Here is a 17855-nt window from a genome sequence, read left to right on the forward strand (position 1 = left end):
ATAACTCCCTGTATTAATTGAAATAAGATTCATCTTTAGAGGTAACCCACTGCGTTCGCACATCAGGTGCAATGCGCTTCGCCATATTGATCAGCGTCGCACCCGGACCGATCTCAAACACGCCGTCCGGCGTACCGCCTTGCCCCAGCAACGTTCGCACCGCCTGCAAGAAGCGCACCGGCTGGGTGATTTGCTCACTCCAGTATGCCGCCGTCTGCAATGCCTCGGCTGCAGCTTCCCCCGTCAGCGTGGAAATAAACCGCACCCCTTCAGCGGGCGCGCGCAGCGGCACCGCCCCCACCACCTCGCCAAACGCCAATGCCGCCGGCGCCATCATCGGTGAATGGAAAGCGTGCGAAACCGCCAGCACCGTGTGTTCATCCGCATAATGCTGCTGCACGAACGCCGCCAGCGCATCATGTGGTCCCGCCACCACCGTCATGCCTTCGCCATTCTCCGCCGCGATAACCACATCTGCCGGCAGCGCGCGACGAACGTTCTCCGCCGCATCGCGTATCGCCGCCATGCCGCCCGGCTCGCAGTCGGCCATCAGTTGCCCGCGCCGCGCCGCCAACATCAGCGCATCGTCGCTCTCCATGACCCCGGCGACCACCGCCGCCGCAAATTCACCTATCGAATGCCCCAGTACATGCGACGGCGCCAAACCACGCGCCTGCCACATTGCCGCCTGCGCCAGCTGCAGCGCGACCAGCGCCGGCTGTTGGTACTGCGTCTCCTGCAGGCACGCTGAATGCTCAGGGCTCGCTTCCAGCAACCATTGCTGCAACGGCGCGTCCACCCACGCCGTCAACTGCCCGGTATAACGCGCCAGTGCATCGCGGAACACCGGGTTCGCCGCATGCAGCGCGGCGGCCGCGCCGGACTGCAACGCCCCCTGGCCGGTAAACAGCCAGGCATCCTGGCGCGCGCGCGCCTTTCCTGACGGGCGATCATAGGACTCCAGCACCACATGCGCGTTGGTGCCGCCAAAGCCGAACGAGGAGACCCCGGCAACCAGCGGGCCTTTCCCCTCGAGCGGCACCGGCTCGGTTGGTATAATGGCGTCGAAGCCGTCCAGATCGATTTTCGGATTCAGCGTGCGGAAGTGCACGTTGCCCGGTGCCTGACGATGGCGCAGCACCTCCACCGCCTTGATCAGGCCGATAACCCCGGCGGCCCCTTCCAGGTGGCCGATGTTGGTCTTCACCGCCCCCAGCACCACCGGTTTGCTGCGATGGCGACCCAGCACCTTCTTCAGGGCGCCCACCTCGATCGGATCTCCCAGCGGCGTGCCGGTACCGTGGCATTCGATATAGTCCACGTCCTGGCCGCGCAGCCCGGCTTCCGCCAACGCTCGCGTGATGACGGCCTCTTGTGCACCGCCGTTCGGCGCGGTGAGTGAAGCACTACGCCCGTCCTGATTCACCGCCGTTCCGCGGATCACCGCCAGAATGGCATCGCCGTCGGCTTCCGCGTCGCTGAGGCGCTTCAGCACCACCGCCCCGACGCCTTCGCCGCGGCAATAGCCGTCCGCCGCCTCATCGAACGTGGCGCAACGGCCTTGCTGCGACAGCATTTTTGACGCGCTGCAGCCGACAAATGAACGATGGCTCAACATGACATTCACGCCGCCGACCAGCGCGGCGGAACAGACGCCGCTCCGCAACTTCTCAACCGCCAGATCGACCGCTACCAGGGAGGAAGAACAAGCGGTGTCCAGCGTCATGCTTGGCCCAGTCAGACCCAGCAGGTAGGACATACGGTTAGAGGTGATAGAAGACGAAGAACCCGCGCCAAAATAGGGATCTGTCAGGAAGTTATCACCGTGCATGTGCGCCCAATCATGGTTCATCTGGCCGACGAAAACGCCGATCGATTGAGAACGCAGCGTATCGAGGTCATACCCCGAGTGGTAAAACGCCTCGTAAGCCACTTCCAGCAATAGACGCTGTTGAGGATCCATCACGCGCGCTTCGGCAAGCGGAACGTTGAAGAACTCATAATCGAAGCTTTCCACTTCCCCCATAAAGGCGCCCCGGCGCGTGTAACTGCGCCCGACGGCATTCGGATCCGGATCGTAAACTTCGTCGATGTCAAAGCGGGAGGCCGGGATATCGCTGACACAGTCCGTGCCGGCCAGCAACATCTGCCAGAAGTCTTCCGGCGAATAGACGTCGCCCGGCAACCGACAAGCACTGCCGATAATGGCAATCGGCTCTTCCGTTCTCTGTCGCACGGCCGTCGCCGGCATCGGCGCCTGCGACGGTTTCCCGTCGTCATCTCCGGCAGCGACCTGCGCCACCAGCGCCTCGGCCATCTCCGCGATGCTCGGGTGGTTGAGCGCGAACACACTGCCCAGCGACACCCCCAGCGCCTTGCTGAGCGTCTGGGACAGAATGACGGCATTCAGTGAATCCAAGCCGCTGGCCATCAGCGGCTCATCATCCGCCACCGGCCTGCCGACCGCCTCGGCCGCCGCCCGGCGCACCAGTGCCAGCAGATCCTGAGCCGGCCGGATCGCCGTCCGTTCAACGGCCGCGCGCTCCCGCCGCTGCAGTTTGAAGCGCGATACCAGCGGCATGTCCAGCACCGTGCGCGCCCAGTCGATCGGCGACACGCACACCGTGCCCGCATGCCCCGACGCCAACAGTCGCTCGAGCACTGCACGGCCCAGCGCATTGTCGATCACCCCAAAGCCGGCCGCTTCGGCGCGACGCACCGCGTCATGCCGCACCGCCATGCCTTCTTCCGACCACGCGCCCCACTGAACGGACAGCACCCGCTCGCCGGCCTGCGACCAGCGCAGCGCCAGCGCATCCAGCCCCGCGTTGGCCGCCGCATAGCTCGCCTGCCCCGCCGACCCGAAGGTCGCCGCCGCCGAGGAGTACAGCACCATGAAATCGCTCGGCGCCAGGCTGTCATGCAGGTGCTCGGCCCCCCGCACTTTCACCGCCCACGCCTGCGTCAGCTTCTCGGCCGACTGATTGGCCAGCGTGCCGTCCGTCAGGATACCCGCAGTATGGATAACCCCGGCCACCGCCGGCCACTCCTGCGACGCCAGCCAGTCCCCGGCCGCCGCCACGTCGGCGGCATCCGCCACGTCGCAGGCCAGGCTCTGCACCTGCACGCCCGTCCACGCCGGCAACGCCGCCGCCCGGCCGCTGCGCGACAGCAACAGCAGATGCGTCGCCCCCTGCTCGGCCAGATAGCCCGCCGCCACCTGGCCCAGCGCGCCGTTCCCGCCGCTGATCACATAGGTCGCGCCGGCGCGGATCCCCGCCCGCTCACCGGCCGGCAGGTGACAACGCTGCAGGCGCTGCGCCTGCAACTGCCCCGTCCCGTCAAGACGTACCACGTCTTCCAGACCGCCGGCCGCGCACAGCGTCAGCGCGCGCGGCAGTTGCTCCGCCGCCAGCTCCATATAGGTCAGCGCCCGTTCCGGCTGCTCCAGCCGCGCCGTACGCGCCAGCCCCGACAGCCCGGCGTCGCCCTCGCGGTCCGCACGCTTAAGCAGCACCCGGCGCGCCGTCGTCTCCGCCTGCAACATCGCCAGCGCCAGCGCCATATCCTCTTCTTCGCCTTCGCTCAGCAGCGCCACGGTCTGCCACGGCAGTTCGTTCAGCGCGGCCGCCAATGACGCCGTCCCGCCGACCGTCATGCCGCGCCAGCCTTCCGGCAACGGCATCCCCACGGCCCGCCGCGACAGCAGCAGGTGCTCCCCCACCGCCGGAGACACCGCCTCCGGCGCGGCAACGCCGACCCACTCCGCCTCGAACAGGCACTCATTCAACCGGGACTCCACGCCCGCCTGGCGGCAGGACACCCCCTCCAGCACGGCGTACAGCTCTCCACCGTCGCCGAACAGCATGACCGTGCCCGCCACGCTTTGCGCGCTGACCGCGTCAATCTGCGCGCTGGCCCACAACGTCGTCGGCTGGCTCTCCAGCGCAAACAAGCGTGCCGAGCTCACGCTGAACGGAATGCAGACCCCGCAGCTTTTCATGCCGCACAGCCCCAACAATTGGATCCCCGCATCCAGCGTCGCGGGATGCAGCAGGCTCAGCGCGCGTTCGCCCGGCGAAGCCAGGGTGACTGCCACCCGCGCCAGCGCTTCGTGCTCGTTCAGATACAGGTCATGCAGATTGCGGTAACCGTCGCCGAAACCGACACCGTGCTGCGCCAGCGTGTCGTACAGCGCATCGATATCCGCCGCCGCGCTGCGCAGGCGGAACGCCGTCACGTCCGGTGGGGTGTAGCCCCCGTCGCCTTCGGTCAGCACCTGGCTGCGGCGGCTGCCGGCATACTGCTCGCCGCCGCCGTTTTCGATCACCCATTGCTCGCCGTCGGCGAGGCAACGCACCACGTCGCCCTCGCGGACCACCAGCGGCTGAGTCATGGTGATATCGCGCACCTCCACACCGGTCGCCGGCAGGGTGCCCCGGTACTGCAGCAAGGCGGCGCCGGCGATCATCGTGATGTGGCTGGCGGCCGGCACCAGCACCTGACCGCCGATCCGGTGATCCCGCCACAGGGTGGCCAGTTCATCGTTCAGCGTGGCGGCAAAGCCGCCCACGTCGCTGCGGCTGAGCAGCGGGTTGGGCAGACGGCGCCATGGCAGGAAGTGAGGGGTATAGCGGGCACGCGGGTACGTATCGCCCGATGGCCGTTCGTAGGACTCCAGCACCACATGCGCGTTGGTGCCGCCGAAGCCGAACGAGGAGACCCCGGCAACCAGCGGACCTTTCCCCCCGAGCGGCACCGGCTCGGCGGAGATGATGGCGTCGAAGCCGTCCAGATCGATGTTCGGATTCAGCGTGCGGAAATGCACGTTGCCCGGTGCCTGACGATGGCGCAGCACCTCTACCGCCTTGATCAGACCGATGACCCCGGCCGCGCCTTCCAGATGGCCGATGTTGGTCTTCACCGACCCCAGCACCACCGGTTTGCTGCGATGGCGACCCAGCACCTTCTTCAGGGCGCCCACCTCGATCGGATCGCCCAACGGCGTGCCGGTGCCGTGGCATTCGATATAGTCCACGTCCTGGCCGCGCAGCCCGGCCTCCGCCAGCGCCCGCGTGATGACGGCCTCTTGCGCGCCGCCATTCGGCGCCGTCATCGTCGCGCTGCGCCCGTCCTGGTTCACCGCCGTCCCGCGGATCACCGCCAGAATGGCGTCGCCGTCGGCCTCGGCGTCGCTGAGGCGTTTCAGCACCACCGCCCCGACGCCTTCGCCGCGGCAATAGCCGTCCGCACTTTCATCAAAGGCCGAACTTCGGCCTGACAGGGATAACATGTTGGCAGCACAGCATCCGACAAAGGTTCGGTGATGCATCATGACATTCACACCGCCCGCGACGGCAACGGCGCAATCACCGCTTCGCAGCTTCTCGACCGCCAGATCGACCGCCACCAAGGAGGAAGAACAAGCGGTATCCAGCGTCATGCTTGGCCCGGTCAGGCCCAACAGGTAAGACATGCGGTTAGAAATAATCGAGGATGAAACACCCGCACCGAAAAATGGGTTATGAGCCTCTTTTTCGCCGGTGACAATCATCCAATCCTGATTCGCCACGCCGACAAAGACTCCGATTGCTGCCCCACGCAACCGTGGCTTTTCATAGCCAGCAGAAGAAAACGCTTCATAGGTGACCTCCAGCAGCAAACGCTGATGGGGATCCATCACTCGCGCCTCTCCTTTGGAGATGCCGAAGAACTCATAATCGAAGCTTTCCACTTCCCCCATAAAGGCGCCCCGGCGCGTGTAACTGCGCCCGACGGCATTCGGATCCGGATCGTAAACTTCGTCGATGTCAAAGCGGGAGGCCGGGATATCGCTGACACAGTCCGTGCCGGCCAGCAACATCTGCCAGAAGTCTTCCGGCGAATAGACGTCGCCCGGCAACCGACAAGCACTGCCGATAATGGCAATCGGCTCTTCCGTTCTCTGTCGCACGGCCGTCGCCGGCATCGGCGCCTGCGACGGTTTCCCGTTGTCATCTCCGGCAGCGACCTGCGCCACCAGCGCCTCGGCCATCTCCGCGATGCTCGGGTGGTTGAGCGCGAACACACTGCCCAGCGACACCCCCAGCGCCTTGCTGAGCGTCTGCGCCAAGACCACCGCCCCTAAAGAATCCAAGCCGCTGGCCATCAGCGGCTCATCATCCGCCACCGGCCTGCCGACCGCCTCGGCCGCCGCCCGGCGCACCAGTGCCAGCAGATCCTGAGCCGGCCGGATCGCCGTCCGTTCAACGGCCGCGCGCTCCCGCCGCTGCAGTTTGAAGCGCGATACCAGCGGCATGTCCAGCACCGTGCGCGCCCAGTCGATCGGCGACACGCACACCGTGCCTGTATGCCCCGACGCCAACAGTCGCTCGAGCACTGCACGGCCCAGCGCATTGTCGATCACCCCAAAGCCGGCCGCTTCGGCGCGACGCACCGCGTCATGCCGCACCGCCATGCCTTCTTCCGACCACGCGCCCCACTGAACGGACAGCACCCGCTCGCCGGCCTGCGACCAGCGCTGCGCCAGCGCATCCAGCCCCGCGTTGGCCGCCGCATAGCTCGCCTGCCCCGCCGACCCGAAGGTCGCCGCCGCCGAGGAGTACAGCACCATGAAATCGCTCGGCGCCAGGCTGTCCTGCAGGTGCTCGGCCCCCCGCACTTTCACCGCCCACGCCTGCGTCAGCTTCTCGGCCGACTGATTGGCCAGCGTGCCGTCCGTCAGGATACCCGCAGTATGGATAATCCCGGCCACCGCCGGCCACTCCTGCGACGCCAGCCAGTCCCCGGCCGCCGCCACGTCGGCGGCATCCGCCACGTCGCAGGCCAGGCTCTGCACCTGCACGCCCGCCCACGCCGGCAACGCCGCCGCCCGACCGCTGCGCGACAGCAACAGCAGATGCGTCGCCCCCTGCTCGGCCAGATAGCCCGCCGCCACCTGGCCCAGCGCGCCGTTCCCGCCGCTGATCACATAGGTCGCGCCGGCGCGGATCCCCGCCCGCTCACCGGCCGGCAGGTGACAACGCTGCAGGCGCTGCGCCTGCAACTGCCCCGTCCCGTCAAGACGTACCACGTCTTCCAGACCGCCGGCCGCGCACAGCGTCAGCGCGCGCGGCAGTTGCTCCGCCGCCAGCTCCATATAGGTCAGCGCCCGTTCCGGCTGCTCCAGCCGCGCCGTACGCGCCAGCCCCGACAGCCCGGCGTCGCCCTCGCGGTCCGCACGCTTAAGCAGCACCCGGCGCGCCGTCGTCTCCGCCTGCAACATCGCCAGCGCCAGCGCCATATCCTCTTCTTCGCCTTCGCTCAGCAGCGCCACGGTCTGCCACGGCAGTTCGTTCAGCGCGGCCGCCAATGACGCCGTCCCGCCGACCGTCATGCCGCGCCAGCCTTCCGGCAACGGCATCCCCACGGCCCGCCGCGACAGCAGCAGGTGCTCCCCCACCGCCGGAGACACCGCCTCCGGCGCGGCAACGCCGACCCACTCCGCCTCGAACAGGCACTCATTCAACCGGGACTCCACGCCCGCCTGGCGGCAGGACACCCCCTCCAGCACGGCGTACAGCTCTCCACCGTCGCCGAACAGCATGACCGTGCCCGCCACGCTTTGCGCGCTGACCGCGTCAATCTGCGCGCTGGCCCACAACGTCGTCGGCTGGCTCTCCAGCGCAAACAAGCGTGCCGAGCTCACGCTGAACGGAATGCAGACCCCGCAGCTTTTCATGCCGCACAGCCCCAACAATTGGATCCCCGCATCCAGCGTCGCGGGATGCAGCAGGCTCAGCGCGCGTTCGCCCGGCGAAGCCAGGGTGACTGCCACCCGCGCCAGCGCTTCGTGCTCGTTCAGATACAGGTCATGCAGATTGCGGTAACCGTCGCCGAAACCGACACCGTGCTGCGCCAGCGTGTCGTACAGCGCATCGATATCCGCCGCCGCGCTGCGCAGGCGGAACGCCGTCACGTCCGGTGGGGTGTAGCCCCCGTCGCCTTCGGTCAGCACCTGGCTGCGGCGGCTGCCGGCATACTGCTCGCCGCCGCCGTTTTCGATCACCCATTGCTCGCCGTCGGCGAGGCAACGCACCACGTCGCCCTCGCGGACCACCAGCGGCTGAGTCATGGTGATATCGCGCACCTCCACACCGGTCGCCGGCAGGGTGCCCCGGTACTGCAGCAAGGCGGCGCCGGCGATCATCGTGATGTGGCTGGCGGCCGGCACCAGCACCTGACCGCCGATCCGGTGATCCCGCCACAGGGTGGCCAGTTCATCGTTCAGCGTGGCGGCAAAGCCGCCCACGTCGCTGCGGCTGAGCAGCGGGTTGGGCAGACGGCGCCATGGCAGGAAGTGAGGGGTATAGCGGGCACGCGGGTACGTATCGCCCGATGGCCGTTCGTAGGACTCCAGCACCACATGCGCGTTGGTGCCGCCGAAGCCGAACGAGGAGACCCCGGCAACCAGCGGACCTTTCCCCCCGAGCGGCACCGGCTCGGCGGAGATGATGGCGTCGAAGCCGTCCAGATCGATGTTCGGATTCAGCGTGCGGAAATGCACGTTGCCCGGTGCCTGACGATGGCGCAGCACCTCTACCGCCTTGATCAGACCGATGACCCCGGCCGCGCCTTCCAGATGGCCGATGTTGGTCTTCACCGACCCCAGCACCACCGGTTTTTTACGATCGACGGCCAGCACCTTCTTCAGGGCGTCCACCTCGATCGGATCACCCAACGGCGTGCCGGTGCCGTGGCATTCGATATAGTCCACATCCTGGCCGCGCAGCCCGGCCTCCGCCAGCGCCCGCGTGATGACGGCCTCTTGCGCCAGGCCATTCGGCGCCGTCATGGATACGCTGCGCCCGTCCTGGTTCACCGCCGTCCCGCGGATCACCGCCAGAATGGCGTCGCCGTCGGCCTCGGCGTCGCTGAGGCGCTTCAGCACCACCGCCCCTGCGCCTTCGCCGCGGCAATAGCCGTCTGCCGCCTCATCGAATGTGGCGCATCGCCCCTGCGAAGACAATGCTTTGGTCGCGCAGGCGCTGACAAACATTCGGTGGTGCAGCATCACGTTTACACCGCCGACCAACGCCATCGAGCAAATGCCCTGACGCAATTTGTCAACCGCCAGATCGACCGCCACCAGAGAAGAAGAACAGGCGGTATCAATTGTGACGCTAGGGCCTGTCAGCCCTAACAGATAAGAGATGCGGTTGGAGGATATAGAACCGGAAACCCCCGCCCCAAAGTAAGGGTTGTGGGCCTCTTCGTCACGCCCCATGCTGCTCCAGTCATCGTTCGCCAAACCGATGTGAACGCTGGTCGATGAGCCTTTTAAACTCGCTTTGTTCAATCCGGCGCTATGGAAAGCATCGTAGGCCACCTCCAGCAATAATCGCTGTTGAGGATCCATCACTTTGGCCTCTGCCAGCGAAATGCCGAAAAAGGCATAGTCGAAGTCTTCGGCATGGCTGATGAATGCGCCCTGGCGAGTATAGCTGCAGCCTGCGGCATCACGATTGGGATCGTAGACTTCGTCAATATCGAACCGTGAGGCGGGAATATTGCCGACACAATCGGTTCCGGCCAGCATCATCTGCCAGAAGTCTTCCGGAGAAGAAACATTCCCAGGCAAGCGGCAAGACGTGCCTATGATGGCGATCGCTTCTTCCTCACAGTCTCCCCTTTCAGGAATGGGTGGAATCATTTCTTCTTCAATCTTTCTGACCAACGGTTGGTAGTGTTTGTACAACAGATTGAAATGGTGCCCATCACACGGGATCACTTCGAGCGTGGATGCCAACTCATGACAACGTTTTATAACGTCGGCATCGTTCTGGAAGGAACGGCTGGCCTCACGCATCATCTCGGATTGCGTATCAATGGGCGGAATGGTGCTTTGGAATAGCAGCACGGGCGCGAACAGCTGACGCGGCGCAACATAGTTTTCCAGGAGAGTTTCAAAAGGTGCGGGTTTTGGCGGAGCAATAAACGGCACCAAATGGCGAGGATCAAACATGATCACCCGCGACAAACGTTGCTGTGCCTCCAAATGCAGCCCCACCTCGAGCGCAAGCGCGGCGCCAAAGGAAAGCCCGCCAATGCTGTATGACGGGCTGGGCACCTCACGCAGCATAGCTTCACGCAACGCGGCGGCGACCGATTCCAGGGTAACCTGTTGCGCCAGCGGGTCCGCCGGGATCGCCGGCATCGCAGCGTATACCGGCACAGAAAGCGCCTGCGCTAACGTGCCGAAGGTTTTCTCTGCGTTCCCCATTACGCCGCCGATCAGGAACAACGGTTCCCCATCCGTTTTATCATTCAGACGTTGCCAAACAACGGTTGATACCGCCGATGCCTTGACCCCCAGTTGCTCGATGAGATGCAAACCGACGTCGCGAGCGGTCGGATAGTTGAAAACGAAATGCGCAGGCAATTCCAGCGATGTCGGCAATGATTTCAGCAGTGCCTGCCTAATCTGTACCAAGTCGAGAGAAGACAGCCCCGCCTCCATGAAAGGCAAGTCTTCATCAAAGCGTTTTTCCGACAAGAAGGGCTCAATGCTCTCTCTGACCAATCGCCGCACGTCGTCGGCTGACCACTCCGCCTGCACATCCGCGCTCGATGCGGACGGCGTCGCCATCGGCGCAGTCACCGTCGTCATAAAAGAAGAAAAACGCGGGGAGAAATGTGAGAGCTTTCGCCACACAATCGGGGAAGCGCAGATGACGCCACTGCTGCGCGACTGCAGCAACCGCGCCAAGAGAGATATTCCAGATTCGTTATCAAGCAGACCATAGCCTGATTGTTCAATACGCGAGACAGCGTGACTGCGTACCGCCATCCCGACATCTGACCACGCTCCCCATTGAATGGACAAGGCGCATTCACCGGCCTGAGCCCACCGCTCCGCCAAAGCATCCAGAGCGCTATTGGCCGCCGCATAACTCGCTTGCCCCGCCGACCCCAATGTCGCGGCCACAGAGGAATACAGCACAATAAAATCTGTCGGCGAAAGAATATCGTGCAGATGCCTTGCTCCGAGCACTTTCGCCGCCTGAGCCTGCATGAACATCTCGGCCGACTGGTTAACCAGCACGCCATCCGTCAACACCCCGGCGGTGTGAATAACCCCGGCGATGTCCGGCCATCCCCACACCGCCAATTGGCGGAGCACCGCTTTAACCTGATCCGCCTCGGCCACATCACACGCTAAACTCGCCAACTGAATGCTTTTCCCCCACTGCGGTACAGGCGCCATAGGCTGCCCGCTGCGTGAAAGCAGCACCAGATGCGTCGCGCCCTGCTCCGCCAGATATTGAGCCGCCAGTTGGCCAAGCGCTCCGTTGCCGCCGCTGATTAGGTATGTCGCCCCGGCGCGAATATCATTCCCCTCGCCCGATGGCGGTTGATATCGCTGCAGACGCGGCACTTGCAATTCGCCCATGTCGCTCAGGCGGCACTCATCCTCCATATCCTCACAAACGCACAACGACAGCGCCTGCATCAGTTGGCCGCGAAATAAAGCCAGGCAGCTCAGCCGCAACGCCTGTTGTTCTAACCTAGCGGTACGCGCCAGGCCCCACAGGCCGGCATCGCCTTCCGAATCAGCGCGCTTCAACAGCACCAGTCGTGCGGTCATGCCGCTCTTCAAGACGTTCAGTGCCTGTACAACATCCTCCTCGTCCCCCTCGCTGAAGAGCGCGACGGTATTCCAGTCTTTCTCCGTCAAGGCCGCAGCAATCTCCGCCGGATCGTTCGCAACCATAGAGATCCAGTCTTTCGGCAACGCCACAGGCACCTTATGCCGCGACAGCAGCAGGTATGGACCTGAGCCATTGACCTCTGCCGGCGGTTCTGCCGGCATCCATTGGGTCTGATAGAGCATATCTGCAGCGCTTACCGCAGGTTCGGCGCTTGCTGATCGGCGCAATGTTTGTTTCGGCACCGGTTTTTCCCATTGCAGCGGCACATAGATGAACGGATTTAGTGCAGGGGTTCCGCGCAGCGTATCCGCGGAGGCTACCCACTGAGTTCGCACATCAGGTGCAATGCGCTTCGCCATATTGATCAGCGTCGCACCCGGACCGATCTCAAACACGCCGTCTGGCGTACCGCCTTGCCCCAGCAACGTTCGCACCGCCTGCAAGAAGCGCACCGGCTGGGTGATTTGCTCACTCCAGTATGCCGCCGTCTGCAATGCCTCGGCTGCAGCTTCCCCCGTCAGCGTGGAAATAAACTGCACCCCTTCAGCGGGCGCGCGCAGCGGCACCGCCCCCACCACCTCGCCAAACGCCAATGCCGCCGGCGCCATCATCGGTGAATGGAAAGCGTGCGAAACCGCCAGCACCGTATGTTCATGCGCATAATGCTGCTGCACGAACGCCGCCAGCGCATCATGTGGTCCCGCCACCACCGTCATGCCTTCGCCATTCTCCGCCGCGATAACCACATCTGCCGGCAGCACGCAACGAACGTTCTCCGCCGCATCGCGTATAGCCGCCATGCCGCCCGGCTCGCAGTCGGCCATCAGTTGCCCGCGCCGCGCCGCCAACATCAGCGCATCGTCGCTCTCCATGACCCCGGCGACCACCGCCGCCGCAAATTCACCTATCGAATGCCCCAGTACATGCGACGGCGCCAAACCACGCGCCTGCCACATTGCCGCCTGCGCCAGCTGCAGCGCGACCAGCGCCGGCTGTTGGTACTGCGTCTCCTGCAGGCACGCTGAATGCTCAGGGCTCGCTTCCAGCAACCATTGCAGCAATGGCGCGTCCACCCACGCCGTCAACTGCCCGGTATAACGCGCCAGTGCATCGCGGAACACCGGGTTCGCCGCATGCAGCGCGGCGGCCGCGCCGGACTGCAACGCCCCCTGGCCGGTAAACAGCCAGGCGTCCTGGCGCGCGCGCGCCTTTCCTGACGGGCGATCATAGGACTCCAGCACCACATGCGCGTTGGTGCCGCCATAGCCGAATGAAGAAACCCCCACCCGGACGGCCCCCTTCCGATCATGGCTACCGATGCAGGTAGATTTGACCGGCACCACCGCCGCAAAACCGCTCAAATTAATTTTTGGATTAAGGGTGTGGAAATGAAGGTTCGCCGGCGCTTCACGGTGGCGCAAGACCTCCAGAGCCTTAATCAGCCCGGTAATGCCGGCCGCGCCCTCCAGGTGACCGATATTGGTTTTTACCGATCCCAGCACCACCGGTTTTTTGCGATCGACGGCCAACACATTCTTCAACGCTTCAATCTCGATCGGGTCGCCCAACGGCGTACCGGTACCGTGGCACTCGACATAGTCCAAGTCGGCGCCCTGCCATCCCGCCTCCTGCAACGCCTGTCGGATAACGGCCTCTTGCGCCAAGCCGTTAGGCGCGGTAAGTGAAGCGCTGCGCCCGTCCTGATTCACGGCGCAACCTTTGATAACGCCCAAGATCGGATCGCCGTCGGCTTCTGCATCGCACAAACGTTTCAGCACCACCGCGCCGACGCCTTCGCCGCGGGCAATGCCGTTGGCCTGAGCATCGAAAGTCGCACACCGCCCGTCGACGCTCAGCATCTTCGCCTGACAGGTGAAAACGTAAGGTTCTGGCGAAAGGATTAAGTTGACGCCGCCAGCGATCGCCATCCTGCAGGCGCCGCTGCGCAATTTGGCCACCGCAGTGTCGACCGCCACCAACGAGGACGAACAGGCCGAATCAATGGTCATGCTGGGGCCTGCCAGATCGAGCAGGTAAGAGATTCGGTTAGAGGTGATGGACGGCGCGGCGCCGGTTCCCGCGTACTCCTTCGTATGACCGAAATCCATCATCCAGTCGTAGTTCATCTGGCCGATGAGCACACCAGTTGAAGAGCCTGATAGTTTTTCCCTGTTATAACCTGCCGCCAGACACGCCTCGTAGGCCACCTCCAGCATAATGCGCTGTTGAGGATCCATCGTTCTTGCCTCCGCCTGAGGCAAGTCAAACCAGGCATAGTCGAAGCTCTCGGCGCGTTCGATGAAAGCGCCGCGACGGGTATAGGTTGCTCCTAAGGTGTCGGGATTCGTGTCATAGATTGGACTGATATCAAAACGAGAAGCGGGGATGTCGGACATGCAATCGGTAGCGGACGACAGCATATGCCAGAATTCATCGGGAGAGCCGACGTTGCCGGGCAGACGGCATGCTCGCGCGATAATTGCAATCGGCTCTGAATGATAATTGGGCGCCGGACGCGTTGCCACCGGCGCGGCGCCATGCTGGTTGCTCAGTTGGTCCCGATGGCATGCCGCCAGCTTCATCGCACTCGGGTAATTAAAGATCAGGGTATAAGAGAGAGGCTTATTCCAGGCTTTTTTCAACATGTTTATCAGTTGAACCGCATACAGCGAAGTCAGCCCCTGTTCGATTAAGCTGCGGCTCGCCGAAAGCGTGCCAACCGGCACATCTAGTACCTGTGCGGCGAGTTGCAGAACCAGCGCGACCTCGCTGGACGTTTCCACGCCGGTGTCGCTTTCCTCCCCCTCCGCCGGCAGGGTTTGCGCGATGATGCGCAACTTTTTCATATCCACTTTATTGTTAGCCGTTAGCGGGATCGCATCCAACACAATCCACATCTGGGGCGCCATATAATCAGGCAACAGCTGTTCAATATGGATACGGAGTTTTTCCTCCAGGCCCGTCTTCTCCTCATCGGCATTAGCGGTCGCAAAGCCGACCACGCGGGCACCGGCGCCAGGAATGTGCACCGCAACAGCACGTTGAACTTCGCTGAGCTGCTGCGCGCAATTTTCGATTTCCGCCAGTTCGACACGGTGCCCGCCCACTTTCACCTGCGAATCTTTGCGCCCGACAATCTCTATTTCGCCATTCGCCAGATATCGGCCAAGATCGCCGGTTTCATACAGCCGCCCATAGCGTTCGGTGTGAACAAATTTCTCGCCGGTTAATGTCGGATCGCGGAAGTACCCTTCCGCCACCCCTTTACCGCCGATGTAAATATCGCCAACCACTCCCGTCGGCCGATACTGTAGGCCCGCATCCAGCACATGCATCGTTTGGTTGGATAAAGGCCGCCCGTACGGCACCAGTTCCGTGCCAAGCAAGTGAGAATCGGCCGTCACAACATGATAGTTCGACCATATCGACGCTTCGGTCGCGCCGCCGAGAGCAATAATTTGAAGCTGCGGATAACGCGCCATCGCATTGTCAGCCATGGCCATACTGATGGCATCGCCGCTGAGCATCACCTTTTTCAGCGGCATGACATACTCCGGTTGGCTGGCCGCAATCAGCATTTCGAAGGACGTCGGCACGGTATTCCAGACCGTCACATGATGCTGTTGGATCTGCTGCCACCAGTAGTCCGGATCGCGCGTGCCATCCGGCTTGCAAACAACCAGCGTGCCGCCGGCGGCTAATGTACCGAAGATATCCCATACGGACAGATCGAAACTGAGGGAGGAAATGCCAAACGTCACCGTCTCCTGGCCAAGAGCAAAGCGTTGGTTAATGTCCAGGCAAGTATTCAACGCCGCACGGTGCGCAATCTCGACCCCTTTGGGTACGCCGGTCGAACCGGAAGTAAAGATGATATAGGCCAATGAATGAGGATCGATGGCAACCGGCGCCGCTTCCCTATTTTCAATCTCCTGGACCATATCGACATGCACGTTGATTGTCGCCGGTGATTGCCCGCCGCCGCCGACATACCAATCACGCTCCGGCGACAATGTCTTGTCATGCACTAAAGCAACCTGGCAACCGGCCAGTTGCATGATGCTGCGGAGCCGATCGTCGGGATTGCTGGGGTTTAAAGGCAGGTAACAGGCCCCTGTCATTAATATCCCTAAAGTCCCCGCGACTTGCTCCCATCCTTTTTCGAGCACGACTGCAACAGAATGCCCTGGCCCGATGCCGATATCCTGAAGTTTTACCGCTATCGCATTCGCCACGGAGATTAATGAACGATAAGTGAGACTCACCGACTGATCAATAACGGCGATTTTATCCGGGAAAACTTTCGCCGCATTTATTACCGGCTGATGCAACAATCCCTTTTCCAATTCATCAAATTCACAACCCGTGTCATTCATTTCTTCACGTATTTGCATGAGTTCCGGCGGCAATAGCATGGATTGCGGCTGGTTAAGTGCGACATTTTCCAATACACAATGGAAGCAACGAAGCATTTCAGCGATCTGTTTGCCCTGATGCACTCGCCCATCATAGTCCCAATTAATCTGCAGACCATTACCCGTTTCATAAACCTGATGGTCCAAAGAAATCTGCGGCGTCTGTGTCTGCTGATAATTAAGCTTTGTTTTACAGCCAGTTAATTCCAATCCAGGCTTAATGATGCCGATGAAAGACGTGAATACCACTGGGAAAGTCAGGTGCGGGTCATTGTGGTGTTTACGCAACATCCGAATAATGTCCAGCCCATTAATACCGCTGTGTTCCAAACCAGCCGACAGCGTATGGTGGAAGCTTATCGCCTGATCAATAACTCCCTTACTGCCCATAGATGTAACCGGGCACAGTAATACATTGGTAAACTCGCCGACAACGCCGGAATAATCGTTATTTACCGCAACCGGGCGTTCTGACATCGTCACGGTAATCGTGAATTCGGCATTTTCAGAATACAGTCGCAGCACTTCCGCGAACGCCGATAATAAAATTGAATTAGGCGTAATCTGCAGTTCGCTGGAGATACTTTTTATTTTCCCCCAATCATCTGTATTTAACGTAGCGGAACACCGTTCAAACTTTTCACTATGGCTGACATCATATTTAACTCGAGGTATTTGCGGCGGCCCAGGAATACCTTTAATCTTTTCTTCCCAATAAGCTAATGAATTCGACGATACGTCCCCATCCCTCTCTGCCAGGCAATAATCAAAAAATCTTAATGAGGGGAGCTCCTGTGCTATATATTCAATGCCATCAATCGACGCATTATACCTTTCAATCACTCGCTGACATAATATCATTGCGCTGGTTGCATCAATAAACAACATATCCAGAATAATATGAATACGTGTCACCTTGGTGCTTATTCGGGTCAATTGGATGCCCCAGAAAACCTCGTCTGTATATTTCACGGCATTAATGCATTCTGATCGGCGAAAATCTAAATCGGTAACATTATCGACAGAAAACGAGAACTCATGGCGCTTTTCATAGCGGTCAACCAATTTTTGCTGATTACCATTGACAATAACAGCATGTAACATGGGTTCATCATCAATGACAGACGTTACAGCACGCTTAAAAGCGTCTACATCAAGACCTTCGACATCAAATTCGCTATATACTTGGCATGAGCAACCTTGTTCTGCTCCCAGGATATAGGATCCCTGCATAGGTGTTAGCGGCGCCATTTCATCAGAACCGTTGTGTTTCCGGTCAGCCGCATCGTTATCGGCCTCACATAACGACGCGCCCATTCTTTCAATAATTTGTCCAACGGTTAGGCCGTAGAGCTCTTGGTATGAGGGTGCCGGTTTGAGCATGCCGCGTACTCGTGTAGCTGTTAATGAGTCAACCCCAAGAACACCAAACAGTGTTGATGTGCTCTTGGATAACTCAGTGAGTGGGGTTTCTAAAACCTGGGCAAGCATGTCGATAGGTGAATTTTTTTTGACTTTTTCCATCGTCTTCATAGGGCTTCCTGGAGATACGTTAACTATTTAGGCTATTTATCCTTTTTTATAGTTACACCCAGCTAATGTAAATTAAAAGTGAAATCTTATAAAAGATTCCAAAATGGAATAAGACAAGCAACTTTTCTGAAAGAATCCCTAACGACACAGTGGCTTTAGTCATATCGAAGATGAGAACCAACCACTTGATTTTAAATTAAATATTTTGATGCGCCTT

General features: G+C 61.2%; 1 protein-coding gene. It reads right to left on the reverse strand.

The features are described from left to right. Positions 1–13 precede the first annotated feature (13 nt). Entirely contained in the window at positions 14–17638 is a 17625-nt protein-coding gene (locus tag CKW09_RS20825; RefSeq protein WP_095099206.1) for a hybrid non-ribosomal peptide synthetase/type I polyketide synthase, read from the reverse strand. Positions 17639–17855 lie beyond the last annotated feature (217 nt).

This window comes from Serratia ficaria (genome assembly GCF_900187015.1).
In the GTDB taxonomy this organism is placed as follows: Bacteria; Pseudomonadota; Gammaproteobacteria; order Enterobacterales; family Enterobacteriaceae; genus Serratia; species Serratia ficaria.

Bases quoted from the DNA above. Each gene is read 5' to 3' on its own strand.
- CKW09_RS20825 (WP_095099206.1), bottom strand. From the start codon at position 17,638: ATGAAGACGATGGAAAAAGTCAAAAAAAATTCACCTATCGACATGCTT.